Raw genomic sequence first — 23,543 nt, 5'->3', positions numbered from 1 at the left:
TCCGAAATCAGCATCGGTCGAGTTCAGTGCATTTCGATTAACCGCGAGGCTACGAACTGCCCTGGGCCGTGCCATGCGTCGGTCTTTCATGACCGAAGGCGCAACAACCGGGGGTGAACAAGAGAGCGACGACGCCCTCGATGACGCAAACCGTCCGTGACGGAGCCGTGCCTGCACCGTTGGCGAGAGCCAGATCACTTACGGGCTGGCCAGTGATGAGCCCCCTACCCGATAGAGAAGCGGATACCCTATAATCAAAAGGAAGAAGCCGAACAGGAGGACGGATGATCAGCAGCAGTTACAACTTGACCCATTTGAAAGCACTCGAGGCGGAGAGCATTCACATCCTCCGCGAGGTCGCCGCCGAGTTTGAGCGGCCGGTGATGCTCTACTCGATCGGCAAGGACTCCGCCGTCATGCTGCGGCTGGCGCAGAAGGCGTTCCACCCCGGCCGGCTGCCGTTCCCGCTGCTGCACGTCGATACGACCTGGAAGTTCCGGGAGATGATCGAGTTCCGCGATCGGTTTTGCCGCGAACAGGGCCTCGATCTGAAGGTCTGGGTCAACCCGGAGGGGCGGGCACAGAACATCAACCCGTTCGACCACGGTTCGAAGAAGCACACCGACATCATGAAGACGGCTGCGCTGAAGCAGGCGTTGAACCACGACCAGTTCGACGCGGCGTTCGGCGGTGCCCGTCGCGACGAGGAGAAGAGCCGGGCAAAGGAACGCGTCTACAGCTTCCGCGACCGCCTGCACCAGTGGGACCCGAAGAACCAGCGGCCGGAGCTCTGGAGCCTGTACAACAGCAAGGTGAACAAGGGCGAGAGTATTCGCGCCTTCCCGCTGAGCAACTGGACCGAATTGGACGTCTGGCAGTACATCCACCTGGAGAGCATTCCGATCGTGCCGCTCTACTTCGCCGACGTTCGCCCGGTCGTCGAGCGCGACGGCACGCTCATCATGGTGGACGACGAGCGGATGCGGCTGCGGCCCGGCGAAGAGCCGATGATGAAGCGGGTACGGTTCCGCACGCTGGGTTGCTACCCGCTCACGGGGGCGATTGAGAGCAGCGCGACGACCCTGCCGGAGATCATCGAGGAGATGCTGCTCGCGAAGAACTCCGAGCGGCAGGGCCGGATGATCGACCACGACGAGACGGGGTCGATGGAGCAGAAGAAGCGCGAGGGGTACTTCTGAGATGCAAGCCGTTGACCTGAGTCAGGAAGACATCCACACCTACCTCGCCCGCCACCAGAAGAAGGAACTGCTGCGCTTCCTCACCTGCGGTAGCGTCGACGACGGCAAGAGCACGCTCATCGGCCGGCTGCTGCACGACACCAAGATGATCTACGAGGACCAACTCGCCGCGGTGAAGCGCGATAGCGAGAAGGTCGGCACCACCGGCGCCGGTGAGATCGACCTCGCCCTGCTGACCGACGGCCTGAAGGCCGAGCGCGAGCAGGGCATCACCATCGACGTCGCGTACCGCTATTTCTCGACCGACCGCCGCAAGTTCATCATCGCCGATACGCCTGGCCACGAGCAGTACACACGCAACATGGCCACCGGCGCCTCGACGTGCCAGCTGGCCATCATCCTCATCGATGCCCGCCACGGCGTCATGACGCAGACTCGCCGGCACTCCTTCATCGTGTCGCTCCTGGGCATCGGGCACGTCGTCGTCGCCGTTAACAAGATGGACCTCGTCGGCTATTCGCGAGACGCCTTCGAACGGATCAAAGACGACTACACAGGCTTCGTCGCCAAACTCAACCTAAGCGACATCACCTTCATTCCGATGTCGGCGCTCAGGGGCGATAACGTCGCGTCGAAGAGCGACACGATGCCGTGGTACTCGGGACCATCGCTGCTGGATCACTTGGAGACGGTCCACATCGCCAGCGACCGCAACCTGACCGACCTGCGGTTTCCAGTGCAGTACGTCATCCGCCCCAACCTCGACTTCCGTGGCTTCGCCGGAACGATGGCGTCCGGCATCCTGCGCAAGGGCGACGAAGTGATGGTGCTGCCGTCGGGCAAGCGCAGCCGGGTGAAGTCGATCGTGACGTACGACGGCGAGTTGGAGGAAGCGTTCGCGCCCCAGGCGGTGACAATTACGCTGGCCGACGAGGTGGACGTCAGCCGCGGAGACATGCTGGTGCAGCCGGACAGTCCGCCGCACGTCAGCAGTCAGATCGAGGCGATGGTGGTGTGGATGGCTGAGCAGCCGTTCGTGCCCGGTCGGGCGTACACGCTGAAGCACACCACGCGGCAGGTGACAGCGGAGGTCGCGTCGTTCCGCTACGGTGTCGACGTCAATACCCTGGAGCACCGGGCCATTACACGGCTGGGGCTAAACGAGGTCGGACATGTGCAACTTAGCCTGACGCAGGCGCTGGCGTACGACCCTTACCGCACCAACGCCGCGACCGGGGCGTTCATTCTGATCGACCGACTGACGAATAACACCGTCGGCGCCGGTATGATCCTGGAAGCGGGCAGTGGCCGGGCCCTGGGCGACGTTTGGGCGACGGAGCCGGCGGTGCGCCTCAAGCTGCGTGAGAGCCTGGTCGAGCCGGCCGAGCGCGAGCAACGTTTCGGCCAGGTGCCGGTGACGGTGTTGCTGGTCGGCCTGACTGGCAGTGGTAAGAGCCGGATCGCATACGGGCTGGAACGCCGCCTGTGGGACGAGGGCAGGTTGGTGACGGTATTGTACGGCCAGAACATGCGACAGGGGCTGAACCGCGACCTGGGGTTCACCGCCGACGACCGCTCGGAAAACCTGCGGCGGTCGGCCGAGGTCGCGAAGCTGATGAACGACGCGGGGGTGATCACTATCGCGGCGTTCGTGGCGCCGCACGAGACTGTTCGCGAGAAGGCAAAGCAGTTGATCGGCAGGGACCGCATCCTGGAAGTGTACTGCACTGCGCCAATGGAGGTGCTGCGGGCCCGCGACCAGAGCGGCGCGTACCGACTAGCCGACGAAGGCAAGATCGCGCAGATGCCGGGCGTGACGGCGGCCTTCGAGGAGCCGAACTCACCCGACCTCGTGCTGCCGACCGACCTGATTGGCGTAGACGAGAGCGTCAGTCGGATCGTCGAACTGATGCAGTCAAGGGGCTTTCTGGGGTAGTGACCCGCCCCGGGAAATGACCTGCCCCGGAAAGTTGGACCAGCTAAACGAGAGCTTTTCGGTCGGACGAGGCGTTCAGATCACTGGCCTTCAATGCGGCGAAATCCCTCGGGGCCAGGTTCCCCAGGGCGCCGTGCGGGCGGACTTCATTGTAGTCGACCCGCCACGATTCCACCCGCTCCCGGGCGTCCTCCAGGCTGGTGAAGTCGGTCTGATTGAGACACTCCTCGCGCACACGCCCATTGAAGGACTCGATGAACGCGTTGTCCGTCGGCTTGCCGGGGCGGCTGAAATCCAGCGTCACGCCGTTCAGATGGGCCCACAGGTCGAGCATCTTGCCGGTGAACTCCGGGCCGTTGTCCACACGAGGCTCACGCGGCGCCCCTCGGGTCGAGGAGACCTCCGCCATCACCTCGGCGACCTGCCCGGAGGTGAACCGCGGGGCCACTCGCATGGCCACCGCCTCGCGGGTGAACAGGTCGAGCACCGTCAGGACGCGGAGCTTGCCGCCATCCGAGAGTGCGTCACTCATGAAGTCCATCGCCCAGGCCTGGTTGGCCGCCTCGATGGCCGGCCGGTCGTCGCGATGGCGAGAGCTCACCCGTCGCCTCGGGGCCTTCCGCCGCAACGTCAATCGCTCCAGGCCGTAGAGGCGATCGACCCGCTTGACGTTGATGGCCCAGCCCTCGCGTTCGAGCAGGATGTGCAGCCGGCGGTAGCCGTATCGGACGCGGCTGGTGGCCAGCTCGCGCAGCCGCAGCCGGAGGGGCTCCTGGGCGTCGCGGGTCCTCCGGTAGTGATACGTCGACCGCGGGTAACCGACGACCTGGCAGGCCCGCCGCACGCTGACGCCGAAGCGGACGGTCAGGTCCGCTACGACCGCCCGTCGCTGCGGCGGGCTCAGGATTTTTTTGCCAGGACGTCCTGGAGCATCTTCTTGTCGAGGCTCAGGTCGGCGACCAGCTGCTTGAGCTTCTGGTTCTCCTCCTCGAGCAGGCGGAGCCGCCTAACCTCGGGGGTGCCCAGCTCGCCGTACTTGGCCTTCCAGCGGAAGAAGGTGGCCTGGCTGACGCCCAGCTTGCGACAGGTCTCATCGACCCCCAGGCCGGCCTCGGCCTGCCTCAGGGCGAAGGTGATCTGCTCGACGGTGAACTTCGACTTCTTCATGGGCCTGAGCTCCTAAGACTCGAGGCCTCATCGTATCCGAACTCTCAAGTGCGATGGCCCAGGAAATCGGGGGCACGTCAGGCACGTCAATCAGAGGGTTCACGGGCCAAATACTCGACTATTGGGCGAACCTCAACAACGTGAGGCTGAATTGCGGCCGGGCAGGCTAATCTGAAATGCCTCCTGCCAGTCCTTCGATGGCCGTGTTCGCAAGGAGTTCCACAACCATGCCCCTCTCAACGGCCTCGAAGACTCCCGAGGTCGGGTGGATTAAAGGCGGGTCGACTACAATGAAGTTCGCCTGCTCAGGGCGACATGTCCCAGACGAGTCGCCGCGTTCACGGCTGGTGATCTACCAAAGCGTGATACGCCCGGATAACACTTGTTTAGCCGGACTCACGTTCGAAGGTACGCCATCGGTCCGAACGAGGGGATTTGCCGCCCCTCCCCCCAAAAAATGAAATCGACTGCCGCTTTCCAGATTTCCGAATCATGATCTGCTTCAGGCCAAGGCGCGATCTTCCATGAGCGTGACAATGCGTGACGTGGCAAAACGGGCGGGCGTCTCGCTCCAGAGCGTCTCGAACGTCCTGAATGGCCGGACCTCGCAGATGCGGGAGGAGACCCGTGATCGCATCCAGCAATCTATCCGAGACCTGAACTATCAGCCCAATCTCCAGGCTCGCGCGCTGAGGCTGAATTGCACGAATACCGTGGCCTTCCTCACCATCGATCCGGCCGATCGCTTCCTCTCCGACCCGTTTCACATCGCCATCCTTAGCGGGATGGTCGGCGCGCTGCGGCGGCGGGATTTTGGGTTGATGGTCCAGGGGTTTCACCCCGACCAGGTCGACGGGGTCTTCCGACGCCTGATGCGTCAGCGGCGGTTCGACGGTGCGGTCGTGCATCTCTCGGGCTCGCCTGACCGGAGGTCGGCCTCCATCGCGGAACTCATCGGGACGGGTGTCCCCTTCGTCCTCATTGAGGACCACGTCAACTCGCCTACGGCCGCTTGCGTCCTGGCCGACGACGGGGGCGGGGCCGCTGCCGCAGTCGCTTTCCTCCAGGCTGGAGGTCACACCCGGATTGGATTTCTGACGACCGACCGCCACTGGCCCGCCGTTGAGAAGCGCTCCGCAGGCTACGAATCGGCCATCCGCGCCGGCGGGGGCTTGTGGAGCAAAGTCTGGGAAGTCGAGCGAGAGACTGTCGATGGCGCACGCGAGCGGGTCGCGTCGATCCTGCGAGACGAGCCGGCCGTCACCGCCATCCTCTGCGCCAACGACGTGCTCGCCCTCGGCGCTGTCCAGGCCGCGAGGCAGGCAGGCCGCAAGGTCCCGACCGGTATGGCCATCATCGGTTTTGACGACTTCGACTTCGCGCAATATGTTGACCCGCCGCTGACGACTGTGGCCTTGCCAGGGCTGGAGATGGGCGCGCGAGCCGCCGAACTACTCCTCGCCTACATCGAGGAGGGGAATTTCGAAACTCCCGAGGTCATCTTTCCCACAACCTTGATCTGCCGCGGGAGCGCCTGAAACCTCGCGAAGGCGAGTGAGGCCTGATTGCCCGCCGAACATGTCAAATCCGGAGGTTGTGCGCGAAATTCCGCAAATCTTCAAACAAAGAACTTGACTGCATTTGGACCATCTCTTAGTTTTCCTTTAACGATAAAGCTGGGATGAATTCTCGGTTATCGGCCGGCGTTCTCGCGCCGGTGTCCGGGCGAGTCGACTCATCCCACCTCTCCGACGCTGTGCACGCGATCGCGAACAATCGGGCCCATCCGCCCGACGCCACTCCCACAGGCGACCAACCACGGTCAGCAGGATTCATCCACGTCGCACGACGTGTTGGATTCTCATGCCCTGGCAATTCCACGTAGCTGAAGAATTGGCCCGATTTCGAGATCTGGTCACACTCACTCGGAGGCGACGATCGATGGGCCCCTCGCCCGCATTCAACGTCTTGCGGCTCTGTCCGGGAATCGTACTCGCTGCCATGCTCGGCGGCTGTGGAGGCGAGGGCGATGAGCTTCCTCGTCAGGAAGTCAACGGGAGCGTCATCCTGAAAGGGACGCCACTCGCGGATGGGATGATCCAGCTACGGCCGGAGACCGGCCAGGGGACCTTCGCTAGCGGGCAAATCAAGGACGGCAAATATTCCATCCCCCGCCACGAGGGCCCCGTCGCGGGAGGATACAGGGTGATCATCACCAGCCCCCCGAAATCGACGGCGACCCAGGCCGAAGCGGGCCCCGGCAAAGTGCCGCCGACTCCCCAGGACCTCGTCCCCAGGAAATATAACGCCTCGAGCATCCTCAATGCCGAGGTCGTCGCGGGCCAGGCGAATGCCTTCGACTTCGACCTGAAATAGTCAGCCTCGCACCCTATTCGATTCCATCACTCTCAGACCATTTTAGGGGTCTCCCATGATCAGACAGCGGATCCGAGGGTTTACTCTGATCGAGTTGCTCGTCGTCATCTCTATCATCGCGGTGCTAATCGCCCTTCTTTTGCCCGCGGTTCAGTCGGCGCGCGAGGCCGCCAGGCGAGCCCAGTGCATCAATAATCTGAAACAACTCGGTCTGGGCATGCACAATTATCACTCCGCGGTCAACTCGCTCCCCCCGGGCAAGAGCGACTGCTGCTGGGGAACCTGGATGACCTTCGTGCTGCCGTATCTCGAGCAGCAGAACCTCCAGAATAGCTATAATTTTTCGTTCTCCCCGAGCTATAACGCCGGATCGGCCAGCTACTATTTCGGTGAGATCCAGACCACGGTCACCAATCGCCGGATCGGATCGATGACCTGCCCGAGCGACTCGCCGAATGCACCCTTCAACAATGTGACGTCCCACAGCTATGCGGTAAATTACGGCAACACCGCGATGGAACAGCAGGCCGAGTTGAATGGAATCCGTCACGGCGGCGCCCCATTCGGCAGCATCTACAGCAAGCCTGGCGCGTTTAGCTTCGCCGATATTGCCGACGGCCTGAGCAGCACGCTCCTGGCCTCGGAGGTGATCATGGGTCAAGGGACAGACCTCCGCGGGTTCACCTGGTGGGGCGACGCCGCCGGCTTCTCAACCTATCTCCCCCCAAATAGCCCGTCCCCGGACGTCATCTATTCGGCCGATTATTGCAAGAGCGGCTATCTGCGTAATCCCCCGTGCATCGTCGGCGATTCCGTCGCCCAGCCTCGTATGCTCGCCTCGCGCGGTCGCCACCCCGGTGGCGTGAACTCGCTGTTCGCCGACGGCAGCGTGAAGTTCATTAAGAACACCATCAACAATGTCACCTGGATGAGCATCAGCACGACCAGGGGGGGCGAGGTCATCAGCAGCGACGCTTACTGAGGCCACATAAGCCACCCGGACGATGGCCCGCGGTCTCATGTGGCTGCCGGAACTCCGGGTGGCAATCCTCGCTCTGGGCTGGGATGATCATGGTGTGAGCCTCGATTTCCGCCGCCCATTTGCACGCCGTCCGCTGGCCCTCGTCCGGTCTGTCCGCCGCCGAGCCCCCTGCCCTTCGCATCGGCGATCGGGTCATGATGGAGATTTTCTGGGATGCGCACCCCCCTTTCCCCCTTGCTGGCCGTCTGCTGTGCGCTCGCTGCGAACCCGGCGCCGGCGGCTGAGCCCGTCGATTATGTTAAGCAGATCAAGCCGATCCTCTCGGCCAGGTGCTACGCCTGCCACGGCGCCCTTCAGCAGAAGAGCAATCTCCGCACCGACACCGTGAAGGCCCTGCTCGAAGGCGGCGACGGCGGGCCCGCGATCGAGCCCGGAAAGAGCGGCGAGAGCCCGCTGGTCGAGCTGATCCGCGAGAAGGGCGAGGGGCGAATGCCCCCTCCCAGTGAGGGCGAGACCTTCAACGCCGAGCAAATCGCGCTGATTGAGGCGTGGATTGACCAGGGAGCCATCGCGCCGCCCAACGAATCCCCGGAGCCCGACCCGCGCGACCACTGGGCCTTCCGGGCTCCGATCCGACCGCCGGTGCCAATGCTTGACAGCGGCCGGCCCGGAAACCCGATCGACGCCTTCCTGTCCGCCGCCATGAAAGCGAAGGGGATAAGTGCGCAACCCCCCGCGTCCAAGGGCCTGGTGCAACGGCGGCTGTATCTCGATCTGGTCGGCGTGCCTCCCACGGCCGAGGAGCAAGCCAGCTTCCAGGCCGATGAGTCTCCCGTCGCGTATGACGCGATGGTCGACCGGCTACTCGCCAGCAAGGGGTACGCCGAGCGCTGGGGGCGTCACTGGATGGACATCTGGCGATACAGCGATTGGTGGGGCCTGGGTGCGGAGTTACGCAACAGCCAGAAACATATTTGGCACTGGCGAGATTGGATCATCGAGTCGCTGGAGGTCGACAAGGGCTACGACCGGATGATCCGCGAGATGCTGGCCGCCGATGAGCTGGCCCCTGGCAACTCGGAGCAACTCCGGGCCACCGGGTTCCTCGCCCGCAACTACTTCAAGTTCAACCGCAATACCTGGCTCGAAGAGGTTGTCGAGCATACCGGCAAAGCCTTCCTGGGTCTGACGTTCAACTGCGCCAAGTGTCACGATCATAAGTATGACCCGATCAGCCACAAGGACTACTACCGCTTCCGCGCCTTCTTCGAGCCGTACCAGGTGCGGACGGATCAGGTCCCCGGTCAGCTCGATTTCGAGAAGGGGGGCATCCCGCGTGCCTTCGACGCCAACCTCGACGCGCCAACCTATCGCTTCGAGCGGGGAAACGAAGCCCAGCCGCTGAAGGATCAGCCGCTCAAGCCGGCGATTCCTGCGCTGCTGTCCTGGGCCGATCTGGACATCAAGTCCGTGTCACTCCCGGCGGAAGCGTCGCGACCGGGATTGCGCCCCTTCGTGCTGGATGACCAGCTCAAGGCCGCGAACGAACGGATCGGGGCGGCACGAGCCGCGTTATTGAAGGCGAACGAGCAACTGGCCGCGGCCGAGGTCATCGCGGCTGGGGGCACACCGGCGTCCGGCGAAAGCCCTGTCATCTACCGGGACGACTTCGCCTCGCCACGCCCCGGAGACTGGGAGACGATGTCCGGGACGTGGGACTACAAGGACGGCAAGCTCCTCCAGTCCGACCCCGGCGGGATTCGCTCTGCTCTTCGGGCTAAGTCGAATCACCCGGCCGACTTCTGCGCGAACTTGAGATTCACGATCAAGGGGGGCGACCCCTGGCGCTCGGTGGGGCTGAGCTTCGATTCGGCCGACGGACGCGAGGTCCTCGTCTACGTCAGCGCCCACGAAGGCGGGCCCAAGCTCCAGATCTCTTACAAACAAGCCGGCAATGACACCTACCCCCCGGCAGGCGGCCAAGCCAGGCCGATCAAGATCGACGTGCCGTATGAGCTGACTGTCCGGGTCCAGGGGACCCTGGTGAATGTCGCGATCAACGGCGAGCACGCGATGGCGTATCGCTTGCCCATCGAGCGGGGTGCCGGGGCGATTTCACTCGTCACGTTCGCGGCAAAGGCGGAATTCCGCTCGCTGGAGCTAGCGTCGCTTCCCCCCGGAACAAAGCTCGTTGAGGGCGATCCGTCCCAGCCGCAGGGAAAGACGCCGATTGAGCAAGCCAAGGCCGGAGTCGTGCTCGCCGAGCGGGCACTCGCGGTTGTTCTGACCCAGCCGGATTCCTTGCAGGCGCGTGCCGCAGCCGATCGGGCGCGTCATCGACTGCCGCCGGCCGACGACGCGAAGGCACTGGCCATCAAGGCGACACATGCCGAGCGACTGGAATTGCTGGCCAAGGCCGAGGAAAACCTCGCAAAAATTGACTTGCAGGGGGACCTCAAGCTCAAGGATGCGGAGGCCTACAAGAAACAGCTCGAGGCCGCCACGACGGCTTTGGCCGAGGCCCGCAAGGCATCCGAGACCGAGGGCGAGGACTTCACCCCGCTCCGCGGCGCGATCAAGGCGGCCGAGTCTCCCACGGACACAGGATTTACAGGCCTCGTCACCTTCCCCACGACAAGCACAGGCCGGCGCACCGCGCTGGCGAACTGGCTGACCGACCGGAAAAATCCCCTGACGGCCCGCGTGGCTGTCAACCAGATCTGGGCCCATCACTTCGGCAAGCCGCTGGTGTCGACCGTCTTCGACTTCGGCCGCAAAGGTGCGCCGCCGACCCACCCCGAGTTGCTCGACTGGCTGGCGGTCGACTTCATGGAGAACGGCTGGAGCATGAAGCGGCTCCATCGGATGATCGTCCTGTCCGACGCCTATCGCCGCAGCTCGTCGAGCGTCGGCGCCGACTCCGCTACGTTGAAGGCCGACCCTGAGAACGTCTTCTACTGGAGGATGAACCCGGTCCGGATGGAGGCCCAAGTCGTCCGCGACAGCCTGCTGTCTCTAGCCGGCGAACTCTCCCAGGAATCAGGCGGCCCTCCAATTCCGCAGACGGATGAGACGTCATCCAGGCGCAGCCTGTATTTCGTCCATTCGCATAATGATCACAACAAGTTCCTCTCCACCTTCGACGACGCCAGCGTGCAGGACTGCTACCGTCGGGGCGAGAGCGTCGTCCCCGCGCAGGCGCTAGCACTCTGGAACAGCCGCCTTGCGCAGACCATGGCCGCGAAAATCAACGCAAAATTGAAGGCCCGGCTCGGGGACGTGTCGGACGCGAAATTTGCCGACGAGGCCTTCAGACTGATCCTGGCGACTCCGCCGACCGCCGACGAGCTCTCGGCGTGCGAGGTGACCCTAGCCGATCTGAAGGCCCGGCTGGAATCGCGCGGGGCGGCCGAGCCGGGCCGTCGGGCCCGCGAGATCCTCGTGCAGTCGCTGTTCAATCACAACGACTTCATCACCATCCGATGACAAGGGACGAGCGACCCATGCACAACCCCCTTCATCAAGGCGGATCCCACTGCGTGGGCGGCCACAGGCGTCGCTTCCTCGCCGACATGGGGATGGGCTTCACCGGGCTCGCCCTGGGGGCCATGCTCCAGCGTGACGGGGTTTCCCTCGCGTCCGAAGGGGTCTGGACGCCGCCCGACGGCCGACCCAATTTCGCCCCCAAGGCAAAGTCGGTAATCTGGCTCTTCATGAATGGCGGCGTCAGCCACATGGAGACGTTCGATCCCAAGCCCGAACTGAACAAGTACGCGGGCAAGACAATCGCCGAGACTCCCTACCAGGGGACGCAGGACCCGAAGAAGCTCGCACTCGCACGCGTCGTGGTCGTCAACGACGCCAACGGTCAATCTCGCAATCAGCTCTTCCCGCTCCAGGTCGGCTTCAAGAAGTACGGTCAGAGCGGGACAGAGGTCAGCGACTGGTTGCCGCACATCGGCGGATGCGTCGACGACATCGCTGTCGTCCGGTCGATGTACACGACCGACAATAACCACGGCGCGCAGACCCAATTCCACTCCGGCCGCCACATGCTTGACGGCGAGTTCCCCAACCTCGGGGCTTGGGCTCACTACGGGCTGGGCTCGCTCAACGACAATCTCCCCCAGTATATTTCGATGGGCGTCCGCGAGTACTGGAACAAGACCGACGGCAATTACCTGGGTCCGGCGCACGACGCGATCCCGCTGCGGATTGACCCCGCCAACCCGCTCGATTTCGGCCGACCCGAGCTGGATATTTCCGATGCCGAGCAGCGACTCGGCTTCGGCCTCGTCGACCGCCTGGATCGCCTCCGATCCGTCGAGTATCCCGACGACCCAACGCTGAATGCGCGGATCAAGGCCTATGAGCTGGCCTATCGGATGCAGGGCTCGCTCCCCGAGGTGATCAATTTCAACGACGAGACCGAGGAAACTAAGTCCCTCTACGGGCTCGACGACCCTAAGACCAAAGACTTCGGTTCGCAGATGTTATCCTGCCGCCGGCTGGTCGAGCGCGGGGTCCGGTTCATCCAGGTGCAGGACGGCGGCGGCGGTGCCGGGGCCTGGGATGCCCACGGCGCGCTGAAGGCCAACCACACCGAGAACTGCCGACGGATCGACAAGCCGATTGCCGGCCTGCTGACCGACCTGAAGCGCCGAGGGATGCTCGACGACACGATCGTCGTCTTCGGGACCGAGTTCGGTCGGACCCCGGGCTCCCAGGGGAGCGACGGCCGCGACCATCATATCTACGGGTTCTCCGTCTGGATGGCCGGCGGCGGGATCAAAGGGGGCGTCGTTCACGGTGCGACCGACGAGATCGGCTTCCATGCCGAAGAACACCGTCACTACGTCACCGATATCCACGCGACCATTCTCCACCTCCTGGGCCTGGACAGCCGCAAGCTGGAGATCCCCGGTCGCAAACGACTTGAGATCGATCACGGATCGCCCATCCGCCAGATCATGGCATGAGACAGACCATCAACGACGGGCTTGGGCCGAAGGATGACGCGAACTTGAATGCAATGACGAGCGCCGCCGACCTTGAGGAGAAAGAAGATCCTCTCGTCCAAGGCGAACCCGCCGATGCTGCGCCGTCGAAGGTCCGCCATGCCGTCCTCTTCTGGCTCTGCGTGGCCACGACCATCGCCTATATCGATCGCGGCTGCCTGAGTGTTGCCGAGAAGCTGATCCGGACAGATCTCGGGCTGACCGAGTCGCAGATGGGCTGGGTGATGAGCGCGTTCTTCCTGTCTTACGCGCTCTTCCAACTTCCGGCCGCCAGGCTCGACCAGGCCTGGGGCTCCAGGCGAGCCCTCCCCGTGTTCGCCGCCATCTGGTCGCTGGCCACCGGCCTGTGTGGCGCCACAAATGGGGCCTTCCTGCTTCTAACGGCCCGATTCTCGATGGGGACCGCCGAGGCGGGCATCTTTCCCTCCTCGGCCGGCGTGCTCAATCGGTGGTACCCGACGTCGAGGAGGGCGTGGGTGAGCGGGATCCTGGCCAGCTTCCAGGGCGTCGGCGGGGCAATCGGGGCTGCGCTGACGGGCATCATCCTCGTCTATCTCCCCTGGCGCTGGATGTTTCTACTCTATGCGGTGCCGGGATTCCTCTGGGCGATCGGGTTTGCAGTCTGGTTCCGCAACACCCCAGGTGAGCATTCCGGAGTCAATTGGGAAGAACTCCGCTTGATCTCGGAAGGGGCTTCCAAGGGCGACCGCCAGGTCCAGGGCGCGATCTCCTGGCGTATCTTGCTGAGAAATCGTGCGGTGCTCGGCCTGGTCTTCCAGCAATTCTTCCGCGCGGCCGCTGCCATCTTCTATCTGAGCTGGTTCCCGACCTATTTGCACGAGACCAGGGGCGTGGGAGTTTTTGCGGCGGGGGTCCTCACCAGCCTCCCGCACTGGACGACCATGCTCGGCTGCCTGGCCGGGGGCTGGCTTTCGGATCTCGTCCTGGCCAGGACCGGCAGCCTCAGGCTCTCTCGACAGTGGGTTTCCGCGGCGTCGATGCTGACGGCGACGGCCCTGATTGGCCTGGCCTACCCGATCGCCGATCCCCAACTGGCCGTCCTGGTCCTGAGCCTCGGGGCTTTCTTTGCGGCGTTGGCAGGCCCCTGCGCCTACGCTCTGACGATGGACCTGGGAGGGCAGAATACCCCGCAAGTCTTCGGCATCATGAATACGGCGGGGGCCGTCGGGTCGATCCTCTTCCCCATCATCGTCCCTAAGCTCGTCGTGATCACAGGGTCTTGGAATGCCGTCCTCACGTTCTTCGCCGCGATCCACCTGGTAGCCGCGGCCTGCTGGCTCCTCTTTGACGCCGACCGCGACACTATCTGATCAATCCCACGGATCGAACATGCCGACCGCCCAGGAAACTCCGCAGAGCCTCTGTTCATTCGGCGTCGCCCGGTGCGATGTCACCCCTCCGGTGGGGATTTATCACCGGATGTGGGGCGCCGCCTCCCACGAGCGCTCGACCGGGGTGCATCGCCGCCTCAGTGCCTCCGCTGCCTCGATCGCCCCGCTGGGAAATCCCGCGGCGGGCGTCGTCCTTATGGCGATCGATCATTGCCTGCTCTGGGACCTTGAGGGCCGGAAAGTCCTCGACATCGTCGCGACGAAGTCCGGTCTGTCCCCCGAACAACTGCTCATCGCCTATTCGCATACGCATGCTTCCGGGCTGATGGACACGGGGCGATCCGACCGCCCCGGGGGCGAGCTCATCGCCCCCTACCTCGCCGATCTCGCCGAGAAGTTGGCCGGCCTCGTGATCGAGGCCAGGAAGAACGCGCAGTCGGCCACGCTCTGCTACGGGACCGGGCGATGTAACCTCGCCGCTCATCGAGACACATACGATGAGGCCGGCGGGCGATTCGTCTGTGGGTTCAATCCGGAGGGGGTCGGTGACGACACCCTCGTCCTCATCAGGGCCACCGCCGACGACGGCCGCACGCTGGCAACGATGGTCAACTACGCCTGTCACCCGACGACCCTGGCCTGGCAGAATACCCTCATTAGCCCCGACTTCCCGGGTGCGATGCGAGAGGTCATTGAACAGGCCACCGGCGCCCCTTGCCTCTTCTTGCAGGGGGCCTCCGGAGACCTCGGGCCGCGATACGGCTTCGTCGGCGACACGGCCGTCGCCGATCGAAACGGGAGGCAGCTCGGCTATGCCGCGCTTTCGGCCCTCGAAGGGATGGCGCCCCCGCGGACCCGATTCGAGTACGCCGGGCCGGTCGAGTCGGGTGCGGTCATCGGCACCTGGCGTCACGCCCCGCTCGATGCCGATCGGCTCCGAGGGCTGGAAGCCTGGAGTCTGAGGCGCTGGACCGTCGACCTTCCCTATCGGCCGGATCTGCCCACGGCGGAATCGACACACCTCGAGCGTGCCCGATGGGAACGCGACGAGCAAGAGGCCCTCAGCCGGGCCGACCGGGCCCGCGCCGCGGAGTGCCGGGCGTTCGTCGAGCGGATGGACCGGCAACTCGTCCGCATCGGCAACCTCCCACCGGGCCCTGCCTTCCCGTTTGAAGTCTTGATCTGGAAGACCGGCGACGCCGCCTGGCTCGCTGTGGGGGCCGAGCATTATCAGTACCTTCAGGTCGAATTGAGGCGTCGGTCGCCCGGCGCGGCGATCGTGGTGCTGACCCTGATCAACGGATGGCAGCCCGGCTATCTGCCGACGGCCGCCGCCTATGGTCGCGGGATCTATCAGGCCGAGATCGCCGTCCTGGCCGCCGGCTCCCTGGAAACGCTGACCGACTGCATTGCCCGCCATCTCGCCGAGTGGTTCCCCACGTAGGGCTCGGCTTCTGTCTGTTCGAAACCTATCCCATTCGATCTCCCCAGCGGCGAACGATCTCGCTCCGAGTGATCCCATGAAAAATGCCGAATCCAAGGCCCTATTCGCCAAAAACCGACGCCTGATCCCGGGTGGCGTGGTCTCGCTCAACCGGCTGGTCGAGCCGGAGATCGCCTTCGTCCGAGGCCGAGGCCCACGGGTCTGGGACGCGGACGGCAACGAATATCTCGACTATCACGCCGGCTTCGCCCCTTACCTCCTCGGGCACGGCCATCCCGAGGTCCAGGCGGCCGTCGTCCGCTCGCTTGAGGAGGGATGGACCCTGATGGGGTCGGGCACGACACCCTGGGAAGGGCGTCTCGCCGAGCTCCTCTGCGAGTCTGTGGCTTCGCTCGACCGCGTGCAGATCACCACGACCGGTTCCGAGGCCACCTATCACGCCCTCAGGCTCTCCAGGGCCTATACGGGTCGCGACCACATCGTCGTGATGCAGGGCGGATATAACGGCTGGCACGACGAGGTGGCGTGCAACGTCATGACGCCGCTTGAGAAGCTCGGCCCGCATTCGGCCGGGGAAGAATACCCCTTCATCCCGCTCTCGGCGGGCATGCCCTCGCATGTCCCGTCGCGGGTGCACGTGATCGAGTTCAACGACCTGGAAGCCGTCGAGCGGTGCTTCAGGAATTTCGAGGTCGCCTGCCTCGTCACCGAGCCGATCCTCCAGAACATCGGCATCGTCAAGCCCCAGCCCGGCTACCTGCAGGGGCTCCGCGCCCTCTGCGATCGTTACGGGGTCGTCCTGGTCCTGGACGAGGTGAAGACCGGATTCAGGCACGCGCTGGGGGGATATCAGTCGCTGGCCGGCGTCCGCCCCGACCTCTCCACGTTCGGGAAAGCCATAGCCAACGGCTACCCGATGGGAGCCATCGGCGGCAAGGCCGAGATCATGGACCTGTTCAACCATCCCGAGGCCGACCGTCGCGTCCTCATCGCCGGGACGTTCAACGGCCACCCGACCCCGGTCGCCGCCGCGATCGCCACGATGGAGATCCTTCATCGCGACCAGGCCACCCTGTATCCCAGGCTGGAAGCTCTTGGCGCCCGGATGCAGCAAGGTCTGGAAGGCCTGTTCGCCCGCCATGGCATCCCGATCACAGTCAGCCGGCAGGGATCTGCCTTCTGCGTCTACTTCATGGATCACGCCCCCCAGAATTGGTTCGACCTGGCGTCGAATCACGACATGGCCCGTGATGTTCGTTATCGGAAAGCCTTGATCGCACGCGGCATCTATCACTTCCCCTTGCCCACCAAGCAAGGGAGCATCTCCACGGCGCATACAGAGGCGGACATCGATTCCACCCTGGAAGCGACCGATGCCGTGCTCCGCGACGGGATCTGAATCAAGCTCGCCTGTTGATGCGTATCGGAGAAGTGTTCGATGAAGATCACGAAGATAGAGACCTTCGTCTGCCACGCACGGATGAGAAATTGGATCTTCGTTAAGGTCCTCACCGACCAGCCTGGCCTCTATGGTTGGGGCGAGGCCACTCTCGAATGGCACACGCGGGCCGTGGTCGGCGCTGTCGAGGACATCTCCCAGCTCCTGATCGGCGAAGATCCCACGCGGGTCGAGCACCTCTGGCAGATGATGTACCGCCAACACTTCTGGCACGGTAACGGCATCGTGCGCGGGACGGCCATCAGCGGGATCGATATTGCCCTCTGGGATATCATCGGCAAGGTCCACGGCGTTCCCTGCCACAAGCTCTGGGGCGGGGCCGTCCGTGACTACATCCGGCTCTACTGCCACCTGGGAGGTGGCCGGATGGAGGACTTCTACCAGACCGACCCCTCCGACGCCCGCCGATTTGGCGAGTTGGCCGAGCACGCGGTCTCCCAAGGCTTTACCGCGTTCAAGTCGATGGCGGTCCCCGAGACCATGCCGCTGGAGGGTCTGCGCCCCTTGAAGTACGCCGAAGCGTGCGTCAAGGCGATGCGAGATGCGGTCGGCGATGACATCGATATCATGGTCGATTGCCACGCCCGCCCGTCACCACGGATGGGCATGCGCTTCGCAAAGGTCCTCGAGCCCTACGGCCTCTACTTCTTCGAAGAGCCCTGCTGGCCCGAGTCCATCGAGGACATCGCCCTCATCCAACGCTCCGTCTCGACCCCCATTGCGACCGGTGAACGGCTCGTCTCGCAGCATGCCTTCCGCGAGTTGCTCGAACGCCGCGCCTGCAGCGTCCTCCAGCCCGACATCACCCATTGCGGTGGCCTGACCGAGGCTCGGCGCATCGCCGCGATGGCCGAGGCCTACCGAGTCGCTCTCGCGCCGCACAACCCCCAGGGGCCGGTGAGCACCGCCGCCTCGCTCGAATTCGGATTCGCCACACCGTCCTATATGATCTGCGAAGCCGTTCTGGACGACGTCCCTTGGCGCTCCGAAGTTGTCAGCGAGGGCTACACTATCGAGCCCAAGGGACGCATCGTCTACCCGAACACACTCCCGGGGCTCGGGGTCGAGATTAACGAGGACGAGGTCAAAAAACACCCCTTCGAACAGGAAGTCCTTCTGCGCACGTTCTACAAAGACGGCAGCGTCGGGGATTGGTAATCGCACCCTATCTTGGGTTTTCAACGGCATTCCTCCCGGGACACGGATGTGCCCGGGAGGAATGCCCCGAACAAAGTAGCTATCGATCCTCAGGTTGGTTGGGCCCTTTTCGGAGGCGTCGGTTCCGGATAGGCTCCTGAATCAATGGTCACCATACGATCGGCACAAGAGCTTGAGAATCGGCGACGCCTCGCCGTCGCCCGCGTCAACGACGGCCATGCCCAGATCGAGGTCGCCCGTTTCCTCGGCGACAACGTCCGATCCATCCGCAGGTGGGTGGCCATCCATCGCCAGCAGGGCAAGGCCGGCCTGTCCACATCGACGCCGCCGGACCAGACGCCCAAGTTCACCCCCGAGCAGGGCCTGGTTGTCCTGGAGTAGCTGGGAAAGCCGGCCACCGAGTTCGGATTCGCTACCGAACTGTAGACCGCCCCGCGCGTCGCCAATCTCATCGAGGAGACCTTCGAGGTCGTCTCTCATCCCCGCTACCTCAACGAATAGCTCACCGTCCGCGACAATACCCAGCAGACGCCCCGCCGAGAGACGTGCCCCCAATTTCCTGGTCCAACTTCCCGGGTCAGGTCACACGTCAGAAGTTGGGGGCAGGTCACGACGCCTCCCCTTTGTGGGCGTAAAGGGGAGGCGTGACGGACAGGGGGGGGCAGCAGGCGTTTGGGCTCCGTGATCGGTCGGTTCAGCCCGCTGTGAGATCGGGCACTACGAACGGCTTGCGGTATTCACGCCGCAACAGCTTATTGGCAACATCTTCGAAGTCGCCAATGAAGCGGCCCCGCTGCTCGTCGTAGCTCACCCAAGGCCCGAGGGAGGCCGGGGTGGCGTCAAGGCTCACTCCGTTCTCTCGCAGATACCCGCGGCAGCGTTCAAAGGCGTCGGCCATCTCGGGGTGGCCTGTGATCGCTGATCGGATGGCCTCGGGAGATGATTGCTTCCCTAGCCGGTGAGACACGTTTGTCATATGACAGCAGGCTGCCGAGCGGTGCCCATCGAGCGCCTCGGCGGGCAAATCACCGACCTTCCGGCTGCGGACGGCAGCGATGAAGGAGGAGAGGTGGGCCAGTTCCAAGGCCTTGGGGCTGTCGCCCTCCCCGAGGTCCTGGACCTTCTTCCCCTGGCGATCGAAGAACGCCCCGCCGGAGGCATCGCCGGCGAAGTAGCCCCCTTCGCAATCGATCAGGACACCCTTGTCCTGACCCCGGAATTTCCCGATCGTGGCTCCACCCTTGCCGACGCTCACGTTGCGCACCTCGCAGATGAGCGGGGCAGGCTGGAAATCCAGCAGTGCGATATGTGTGTTGGCCGTCTCGCCGCAATCGTGGGGACCAAACCGGCCGCCGATACTCATGGCACGCGGCGGCGTCCGGTTCTGTCCGAGGGCCAAGCGGCATACGTCAATGACGTGGATGCCGTTGTTTCCCATCTCACCGTTGCCAGTGTCCCAGAACCAATGCCACTCGTAGTGCAACTGCTTGCGCATCAGCGGCCCCTTGGAGGCCGGGCCGCACCAGAGGTCATAATCCACGGTGCGCGGCGGCGGAGTGGGTTCATGTACCGATCCGATGCCGTCGCGAGCCCGGTACACCAGCGCGTGAGCGAAGCGGATGGGCCCGAGCTCGCCGCCGCTCAGACGGTCGAACACACGGCGTAGGAAGGCGCTGGACCGATTCTGAGTGCCGACCTGGACCATGCGACCATACTTGCGGGCCGCCGCGACCATCTGCTGACCTTCCCACAGGTCGTAAGAGAACGGCTTCTCGACATAGACGTCCTTGCCTGCCTGGCAAGCCCAGACCGTCGCCAAGGCATGCCAGTGGTTTGGCAAGGCGACGATGACTGCGTCGACGTTCTTGTCATCAAAAACATGGCGGGGGTCGTGATACGCGGCGACCTTCCCCCCGTGCTCACGAGCCGCCTCGAGTTCGCGGTCGAGGTGCGCCTGGTCAGCGTCGCAGAGCGCGACGATCTTGACGCCGGGGATCTCGCGGAGCCGGCCGATGAGTTGGTGGCCGCGCCCACCAACCCCGCCGACGGCCGTAGTCGAGCCCAACCCGATGACCCCGAGATTCACCGCGTCGTTTGGACTACCCGACCGGGGGCCGGCTCCGAGCATCAGACGCGGCATTCCCAGCGAAAGACCGGCCGTCATAGAGCCGCTCAGAAAACTCCGGCGTGGGATCGGTTTCATATCCCTGCTCACCATGGATGTGGGGTGATTCGGTGTCAACGGACGCTTCCGGGGCTGAGTACCAACGGGTACTGGATGGCCATAGCCCGTAGATCAGAGCCTAGCCAGTGGGTCGCGGTTCGTCGACCCACCACCCGAAGCCACCCGTCCGGGACCCGGTCGGCGGCCTAAGGGCCAGCCCCGCTCCAATTTCGAATCGACCGGGAGCGTCCGCCTACCGAGTCGTCCGCTGGAGTGCTCGATCAGACCGAAGCGAGAAACACGAACGTCGCAGGTTTCGTTGAGCAAGTTAGCTGGCTGATTTGGAGACGATCCGGCGGCGAATGTAACGGTTCCTTGAGTAGGAACAGCCGGCGGTTTGAGGCCGCCCAGTCTGGAGGCAGGCCGCCGTGAATCGGCGTATCTCCTGCCATGACCACCGATTAGCCTGTCGAGGCATATCCCTGCTACTGACCCCATACGGAACAGAAAGGTGGGAGGGCGGATGCAAAAGGCCAAGGAAGCGGGAGTATCTCGCCGTAACTCTCTGCCGTGAGAGATCAGAGCCCAGGATTCTTTGCAGGTCTGTGGTAGTACCCTCGCTCGTTCAAGGTTAGAGCAGTTTCTCTTTGCCTGAGTCGGTTGACCCTTGTTATCCCTTCCTGGATGGAGGGCACGGGGATGAAGGCGTATTCGACCGACCTGCGCGCGCGGGTCCTCGCCGCCTGCGATGGGCGCGACGGCACCCGCGAGCAGGTCGCCGCGCGGTTCTCCGTCAGCGTCACCTGGATCGGCAAGCTGGTGCGGCAGCGGCGCGACACCGGCTCGATCGCCCCCCGGCCGCACGGCGGCGGGCGGGCCCCGGCCTTCGACGGCGAGGCCGCGGGACGACTTCGCGAGGCGGTCCGGGCCGACGACGACGCCACGCTGGAGGAATTGGCCCGCGCCGCCGGCGTGGGCTCCTGCCCATCGGCCGTCCACCGGGCCTTGAGGCGGCTGGGCATCACGCGTAAAAAAACTAGGGCGGCAAAGCCTGATTGATCCAGGGCGTTGAGGTTGTAATTCCTTGTAGTCCCAGGACCTCAGGGAGTACCTCCATGCCGCGACACGGCACCCGCTCTCAGACCGACCGGACCGTGGAATTGACCTGCCAGACGAGGGCCTGTCCCTCCTGCGGCGGGCCGCTCTGGGCCGCCAACATCGCTCGGCGCACCGTCACGACCCTGAAAGGCCTGGTCCGCCTGCGACTCCAGGTCCGCAACTGCCGCAACCGCGACTGCCCGCGGCGCGGGGCCTGCCTCCGCCCCGAGCGGGAGGGGCGATTCGCCCTGCCGCAGCACGAATTCGGCCTCGACGTCATCGCCGCGATCGGCCGGCTCCGCCACGCCGAGCATCGCAGCGTCCCGGAGATTCACGCCGAGCTGGCCCGCCGCGGCGTCGTCATCTGCGTGCGCAGCGTCGGCAACCTGCTCGACCGCTACGACGAGCTGCTGGCATTGGCGTGCTCGGACGTGGGTCGCCTGGAGTCGATCACCGCGGAGGCCGGCCGGGTGATCCTGGCCATCGACGGCCTCCAGCCCGATGTCGGGCATGAGGTCCTCTGGGTCGTCCGCGACGTGCTCAGCGGCGAGGTGCTGCTGGCACGCAGCCTGCTGTCCTCCTGCCGCGATGACCTGGCGAAGCTGCTGGGCGAGGTCAAGGCCGCCCTCCGGGTGCCGGTCGCCGGGGTCATCTCCGACGGCCAGGCCTCGATCCGCGATGCGGTCGCCGCAACGCTGCCGGGGGTGCCGCACCAGCTCTACCAGTTCCATGATCTACGCGAGGCGGCCCGGCCGGCCTACGAGGCAGACCGCCACGCCAAGGTCCAATTGAAGAAGAAAGTCCGCGGCATCCGCCCGATCGAGCGGACGGTCGAGGGCCGCGACGACGCCGAGGCCGAGGCGGTCCGCGGCTACTGCGCCGCGGTGCGCTCGGCGTTGACCGACGACGGCCGGCCGCCGCTAGAGGTGTCGGGGTTGAAGCTGCGGGATCGGCTAGGGAAGGTCTCCGCCAGCCTCGATCAGGTCGCCGTGAAAAGGGGCTCCCGAGGGAGCTGACGCGGCTGCGGGCGGTGCTGGGCAAGGGCCTGGAGGCCACCGAATCGGCGTGGCCCGAGATCCGCGCGGCCTTCGTCTGGGTCTGGCGGCTGGCCGCGGTCCTGGCCAACGGGCGGGGGCACGACGCCGCGACGGTCCGGACTCGGTTCGACGCGACGATCGCCTCTCTGGCCCGGCATCGCGAGGCCCTGGGCTCGCTGGCCGGGGCGTTCGACCATTTCCGCAAGGTGACGCGGAGCTACCGGCCGGGGCTGTTCCACTGCTACGACGTGGCGAATGTGCCGCGGACAAACAACGACCTGGAGCAGTTCTTTGGCTCGTACCGGTACCACGAGCGTCGGGCCAGCGGCCGGAAGGTGGCCAGCCCGGGGACGGTGGTCCGAGGCTCGGTCCGGCTAGTGGCGACGGCCGCGACCCGGCTGCGGCCGGTCAGCGATTCGGACCTGATTCCGTCGGACCTGCCGGCCTGGCGAGGCCTTACGCGACCGCCTGGGGCGACGCCAGACCGTCCGGACCTTCGGCTGCCGCTTCCGCATCGACCCGGAGGCCTACCTCAAGTCGCTTGAGGACTCGTTCATCAATCAGGCTTTGCCGCCCTAGTTGTTTTCGGCGAGGTGTCCGGGTCGGTCACCACGGCCGGGCCGTCCTTCCGCTGGCGGAGCACGGTGCCTGTGGGGCACCAAGAGCGGGCCTTCTGGGGCGAGGCCCCCGCCTCATGCAAGACCCGCCAGATGGTGTAGGTCGAGACCCTGGGCAGGCCGTCGCCGGCCGAGCGGAGGGCCTTCTGCAAGGTGACCAAGCTCCAAGCGGCGGTGCCATCGGCCTCGGGCGTGGGCCGGCGACGGGTCTTGCGGAGGATCCGCTCCCGGGTCGGCCCGTCGTAGACCGGGCCCCGTCCGCCGCCATGGCGCGGATCGAGGGCGGCGAGCCCGTCGGCGTTGAAGCGGGCGACGAGGTGCGAGACGGCGTCGCCGGAGCGTCGACCGATCGCCTCGGCGGCCCGCTGAGAGTAGTCGCCGCGGGCCACGGCGAGGATCAGGGAAGCCCGAGCAACCCGGGCAGCCGGCTCACTCTTTGACCGGCTCAGCTTGGTCAGGGCGGCGGCCTCGTCGTCGGTGAGCGGACGCAGCGGGTCGATCTTGCGGCGAGACATGGCGAACTCCTGGGATCGAAG

The 23,543-nt window shown here is 64.8% G+C and carries 16 protein-coding genes and 1 pseudogene; 14 read left to right on the top strand and 3 right to left on the bottom strand.

The window, feature by feature from the left end; translation table 11 throughout:
- Positions 1-284 precede the first annotated feature (284 nt).
- Both cysD and cysN read left to right on the top strand, forming a co-directional pair.
- Entirely contained in the window at positions 285-1,199 is a 915-nt protein-coding gene (gene cysD, locus EP7_RS09500) for a sulfate adenylyltransferase subunit CysD (protein ID WP_463527622.1), read from the top strand.
- 1 nt (position 1,200) lies between these two features.
- Positions 1,201-3,135 carry a sulfate adenylyltransferase subunit CysN gene (gene cysN, locus EP7_RS09495; RefSeq protein ID WP_463527621.1) on the top strand — a complete coding sequence of 645 codons (1,935 nt, stop codon included), beginning with the start codon at positions 1,201-1,203 and terminating at the stop codon, positions 3,133-3,135.
- A 43-nt stretch (positions 3,136-3,178) separates the two neighbouring features.
- On the opposite strand, the gene EP7_RS09490 is transcribed toward cysN, so the two are convergent.
- Positions 3,179-4,302, bottom strand: a protein-coding gene (locus EP7_RS09490; RefSeq protein ID WP_463527620.1) for an IS3 family transposase whose coding sequence is annotated in 2 segments (ribosomal slippage) — positions 3,179-4,050 and positions 4,050-4,302 — 1,125 coding nt in all. Because the reading frame shifts where the segments join, the coding sequence is not laid out codon by codon here.
- 524 nt (positions 4,303-4,826) lie between these two features.
- Between EP7_RS09490 and EP7_RS09485 the strand changes: the two genes are divergently transcribed.
- From EP7_RS09485 to EP7_RS09440, 10 genes are all read left to right on the top strand, one after another.
- A complete protein-coding gene (locus tag EP7_RS09485; RefSeq protein WP_463527619.1) occupies positions 4,827-5,840 on the top strand; it encodes a LacI family DNA-binding transcriptional regulator in 1,014 nt (337 codons plus the stop codon).
- A 403-nt stretch (positions 5,841-6,243) separates the two neighbouring features.
- Positions 6,244-6,678: a hypothetical protein gene (locus tag EP7_RS09480; protein WP_463527618.1), complete on the top strand. Its 435-nt coding sequence runs from the start codon at positions 6,244-6,246 to the stop codon at positions 6,676-6,678.
- A 55-nt stretch (positions 6,679-6,733) separates the two neighbouring features.
- On the top strand, positions 6,734-7,660 hold the full coding sequence (locus EP7_RS09475; RefSeq protein WP_463527617.1) for a DUF1559 family PulG-like putative transporter: 927 nt from the start codon (positions 6,734-6,736) through the stop codon (positions 7,658-7,660).
- Positions 7,661-7,873: 213 nt separating this feature from the next.
- Positions 7,874-11,146, top strand: coding sequence for a PSD1 and planctomycete cytochrome C domain-containing protein (locus EP7_RS09470; protein ID WP_463527615.1), 3,273 nt, complete (start codon positions 7,874-7,876; stop codon positions 11,144-11,146).
- 17 nt (positions 11,147-11,163) lie between these two features.
- Positions 11,164-12,639, top strand: coding sequence for a DUF1501 domain-containing protein (locus EP7_RS09465; RefSeq protein WP_463527613.1), 1,476 nt, complete (start codon positions 11,164-11,166; stop codon positions 12,637-12,639).
- Between the two features lie 53 nt (positions 12,640-12,692).
- Positions 12,693-14,009, top strand: a complete 1,317-nt coding sequence (locus tag EP7_RS09460) for an MFS transporter (RefSeq protein ID WP_463528392.1) — start codon at positions 12,693-12,695, stop codon at positions 14,007-14,009.
- Positions 14,010-14,028: 19 nt separating this feature from the next.
- Positions 14,029-15,474 (top strand): neutral/alkaline non-lysosomal ceramidase N-terminal domain-containing protein, encoded by a 1,446-nt coding sequence (locus EP7_RS09455; protein ID WP_463527612.1) that lies wholly within the window; start codon positions 14,029-14,031, stop codon positions 15,472-15,474.
- A 76-nt stretch (positions 15,475-15,550) separates the two neighbouring features.
- Positions 15,551-16,873, top strand: a complete 1,323-nt coding sequence (locus EP7_RS09450) for an aspartate aminotransferase family protein (protein ID WP_463527611.1) — start codon at positions 15,551-15,553, stop codon at positions 16,871-16,873.
- Positions 16,874-16,912: 39 nt separating this feature from the next.
- The gene (gene dgoD, locus EP7_RS09445) at positions 16,913-18,091 is read left to right on the top strand and encodes a galactonate dehydratase (RefSeq protein WP_463527610.1); all 1,179 of its coding nucleotides are present in this window, start codon (positions 16,913-16,915) and stop codon (positions 18,089-18,091) included.
- Between the two features lie 144 nt (positions 18,092-18,235).
- Entirely contained in the window at positions 18,236-18,472 is a 237-nt protein-coding gene (locus EP7_RS09440) for a hypothetical protein (RefSeq protein ID WP_463527609.1), read from the top strand.
- Between the two features lie 313 nt (positions 18,473-18,785).
- On the opposite strand, the gene EP7_RS09435 is transcribed toward EP7_RS09440, so the two are convergent.
- The gene (locus EP7_RS09435; RefSeq protein ID WP_463527607.1) at positions 18,786-20,156 is read right to left on the bottom strand and encodes a Gfo/Idh/MocA family protein; all 1,371 of its coding nucleotides are present in this window, start codon (positions 20,154-20,156) and stop codon (positions 18,786-18,788) included.
- Positions 20,157-20,954: 798 nt separating this feature from the next.
- On the opposite strand from EP7_RS09435, the gene EP7_RS09430 reads away from it, so the two are divergent.
- A complete protein-coding gene (locus tag EP7_RS09430; protein ID WP_463527606.1) occupies positions 20,955-21,314 on the top strand; it encodes an IS630 transposase-related protein in 360 nt (119 codons plus the stop codon).
- A 56-nt stretch (positions 21,315-21,370) separates the two neighbouring features.
- Positions 21,371-22,969 (top strand): annotated as a pseudogene (locus EP7_RS09425) (ISNCY family transposase).
- On the opposite strand, the gene EP7_RS09420 reads toward EP7_RS09425, so the two are convergent.
- On the bottom strand, positions 22,947-23,522 hold the full coding sequence (locus EP7_RS09420; protein ID WP_463527604.1) for a helix-turn-helix domain-containing protein: 576 nt from the start codon (positions 23,520-23,522) through the stop codon (positions 22,947-22,949). The pseudogene EP7_RS09425 and the gene EP7_RS09420 overlap by 23 nt on opposite strands.
- Positions 23,523-23,543 lie beyond the last annotated feature (21 nt).

Source organism: Isosphaeraceae bacterium EP7, assembly GCA_038400315.1.
Taxonomy (GTDB): Bacteria; Planctomycetota; Planctomycetia; order Isosphaerales; family Isosphaeraceae; genus EP7.
Note: the sequence above shows the minus strand (reverse complement) of the source record. Positions and strands in the feature narration are given on the sequence as shown.

What these genes read in the sequence shown, in the direction of transcription:
- EP7_RS09455 (WP_463527612.1), top strand. Translation starts at nt 14,029, where the DNA reads ATGCCGACCGCCCAGGAAACTCCGCAGAGCCTCTGTTCATTCGGCGTC.
- dgoD (WP_463527610.1), top strand. Translation starts at nt 16,913, where the DNA reads ATGAAGATCACGAAGATAGAGACCTTCGTCTGCCACGCACGGATGAGA.
- EP7_RS09475 (WP_463527617.1), top strand. Translation starts at nt 6,734, where the DNA reads ATGATCAGACAGCGGATCCGAGGGTTTACTCTGATCGAGTTGCTCGTC.
- EP7_RS09450 (WP_463527611.1), top strand. Translation starts at nt 15,551, where the DNA reads ATGAAAAATGCCGAATCCAAGGCCCTATTCGCCAAAAACCGACGCCTG.
- cysD (WP_463527622.1), top strand. Translation starts at nt 285, where the DNA reads ATGATCAGCAGCAGTTACAACTTGACCCATTTGAAAGCACTCGAGGCG.
- EP7_RS09420 (WP_463527604.1), bottom strand. Translation starts at nt 23,522, where the DNA reads ATGTCTCGCCGCAAGATCGACCCGCTGCGTCCGCTCACCGACGACGAG.
- EP7_RS09470 (WP_463527615.1), top strand. Translation starts at nt 7,874, where the DNA reads ATGCGCACCCCCCTTTCCCCCTTGCTGGCCGTCTGCTGTGCGCTCGCT.
- EP7_RS09430 (WP_463527606.1), top strand. Translation starts at nt 20,955, where the DNA reads ATGAAGGCGTATTCGACCGACCTGCGCGCGCGGGTCCTCGCCGCCTGC.
- cysN (WP_463527621.1), top strand. Translation starts at nt 1,201, where the DNA reads ATGCAAGCCGTTGACCTGAGTCAGGAAGACATCCACACCTACCTCGCC.
- EP7_RS09465 (WP_463527613.1), top strand. Translation starts at nt 11,164, where the DNA reads ATGCACAACCCCCTTCATCAAGGCGGATCCCACTGCGTGGGCGGCCAC.
- EP7_RS09460 (WP_463528392.1), top strand. Translation starts at nt 12,693, where the DNA reads ATGACGAGCGCCGCCGACCTTGAGGAGAAAGAAGATCCTCTCGTCCAA.
- EP7_RS09480 (WP_463527618.1), top strand. Translation starts at nt 6,244, where the DNA reads ATGGGCCCCTCGCCCGCATTCAACGTCTTGCGGCTCTGTCCGGGAATC.
- EP7_RS09485 (WP_463527619.1), top strand. Translation starts at nt 4,827, where the DNA reads ATGAGCGTGACAATGCGTGACGTGGCAAAACGGGCGGGCGTCTCGCTC.
- EP7_RS09440 (WP_463527609.1), top strand. Translation starts at nt 18,236, where the DNA reads ATGGTCACCATACGATCGGCACAAGAGCTTGAGAATCGGCGACGCCTC.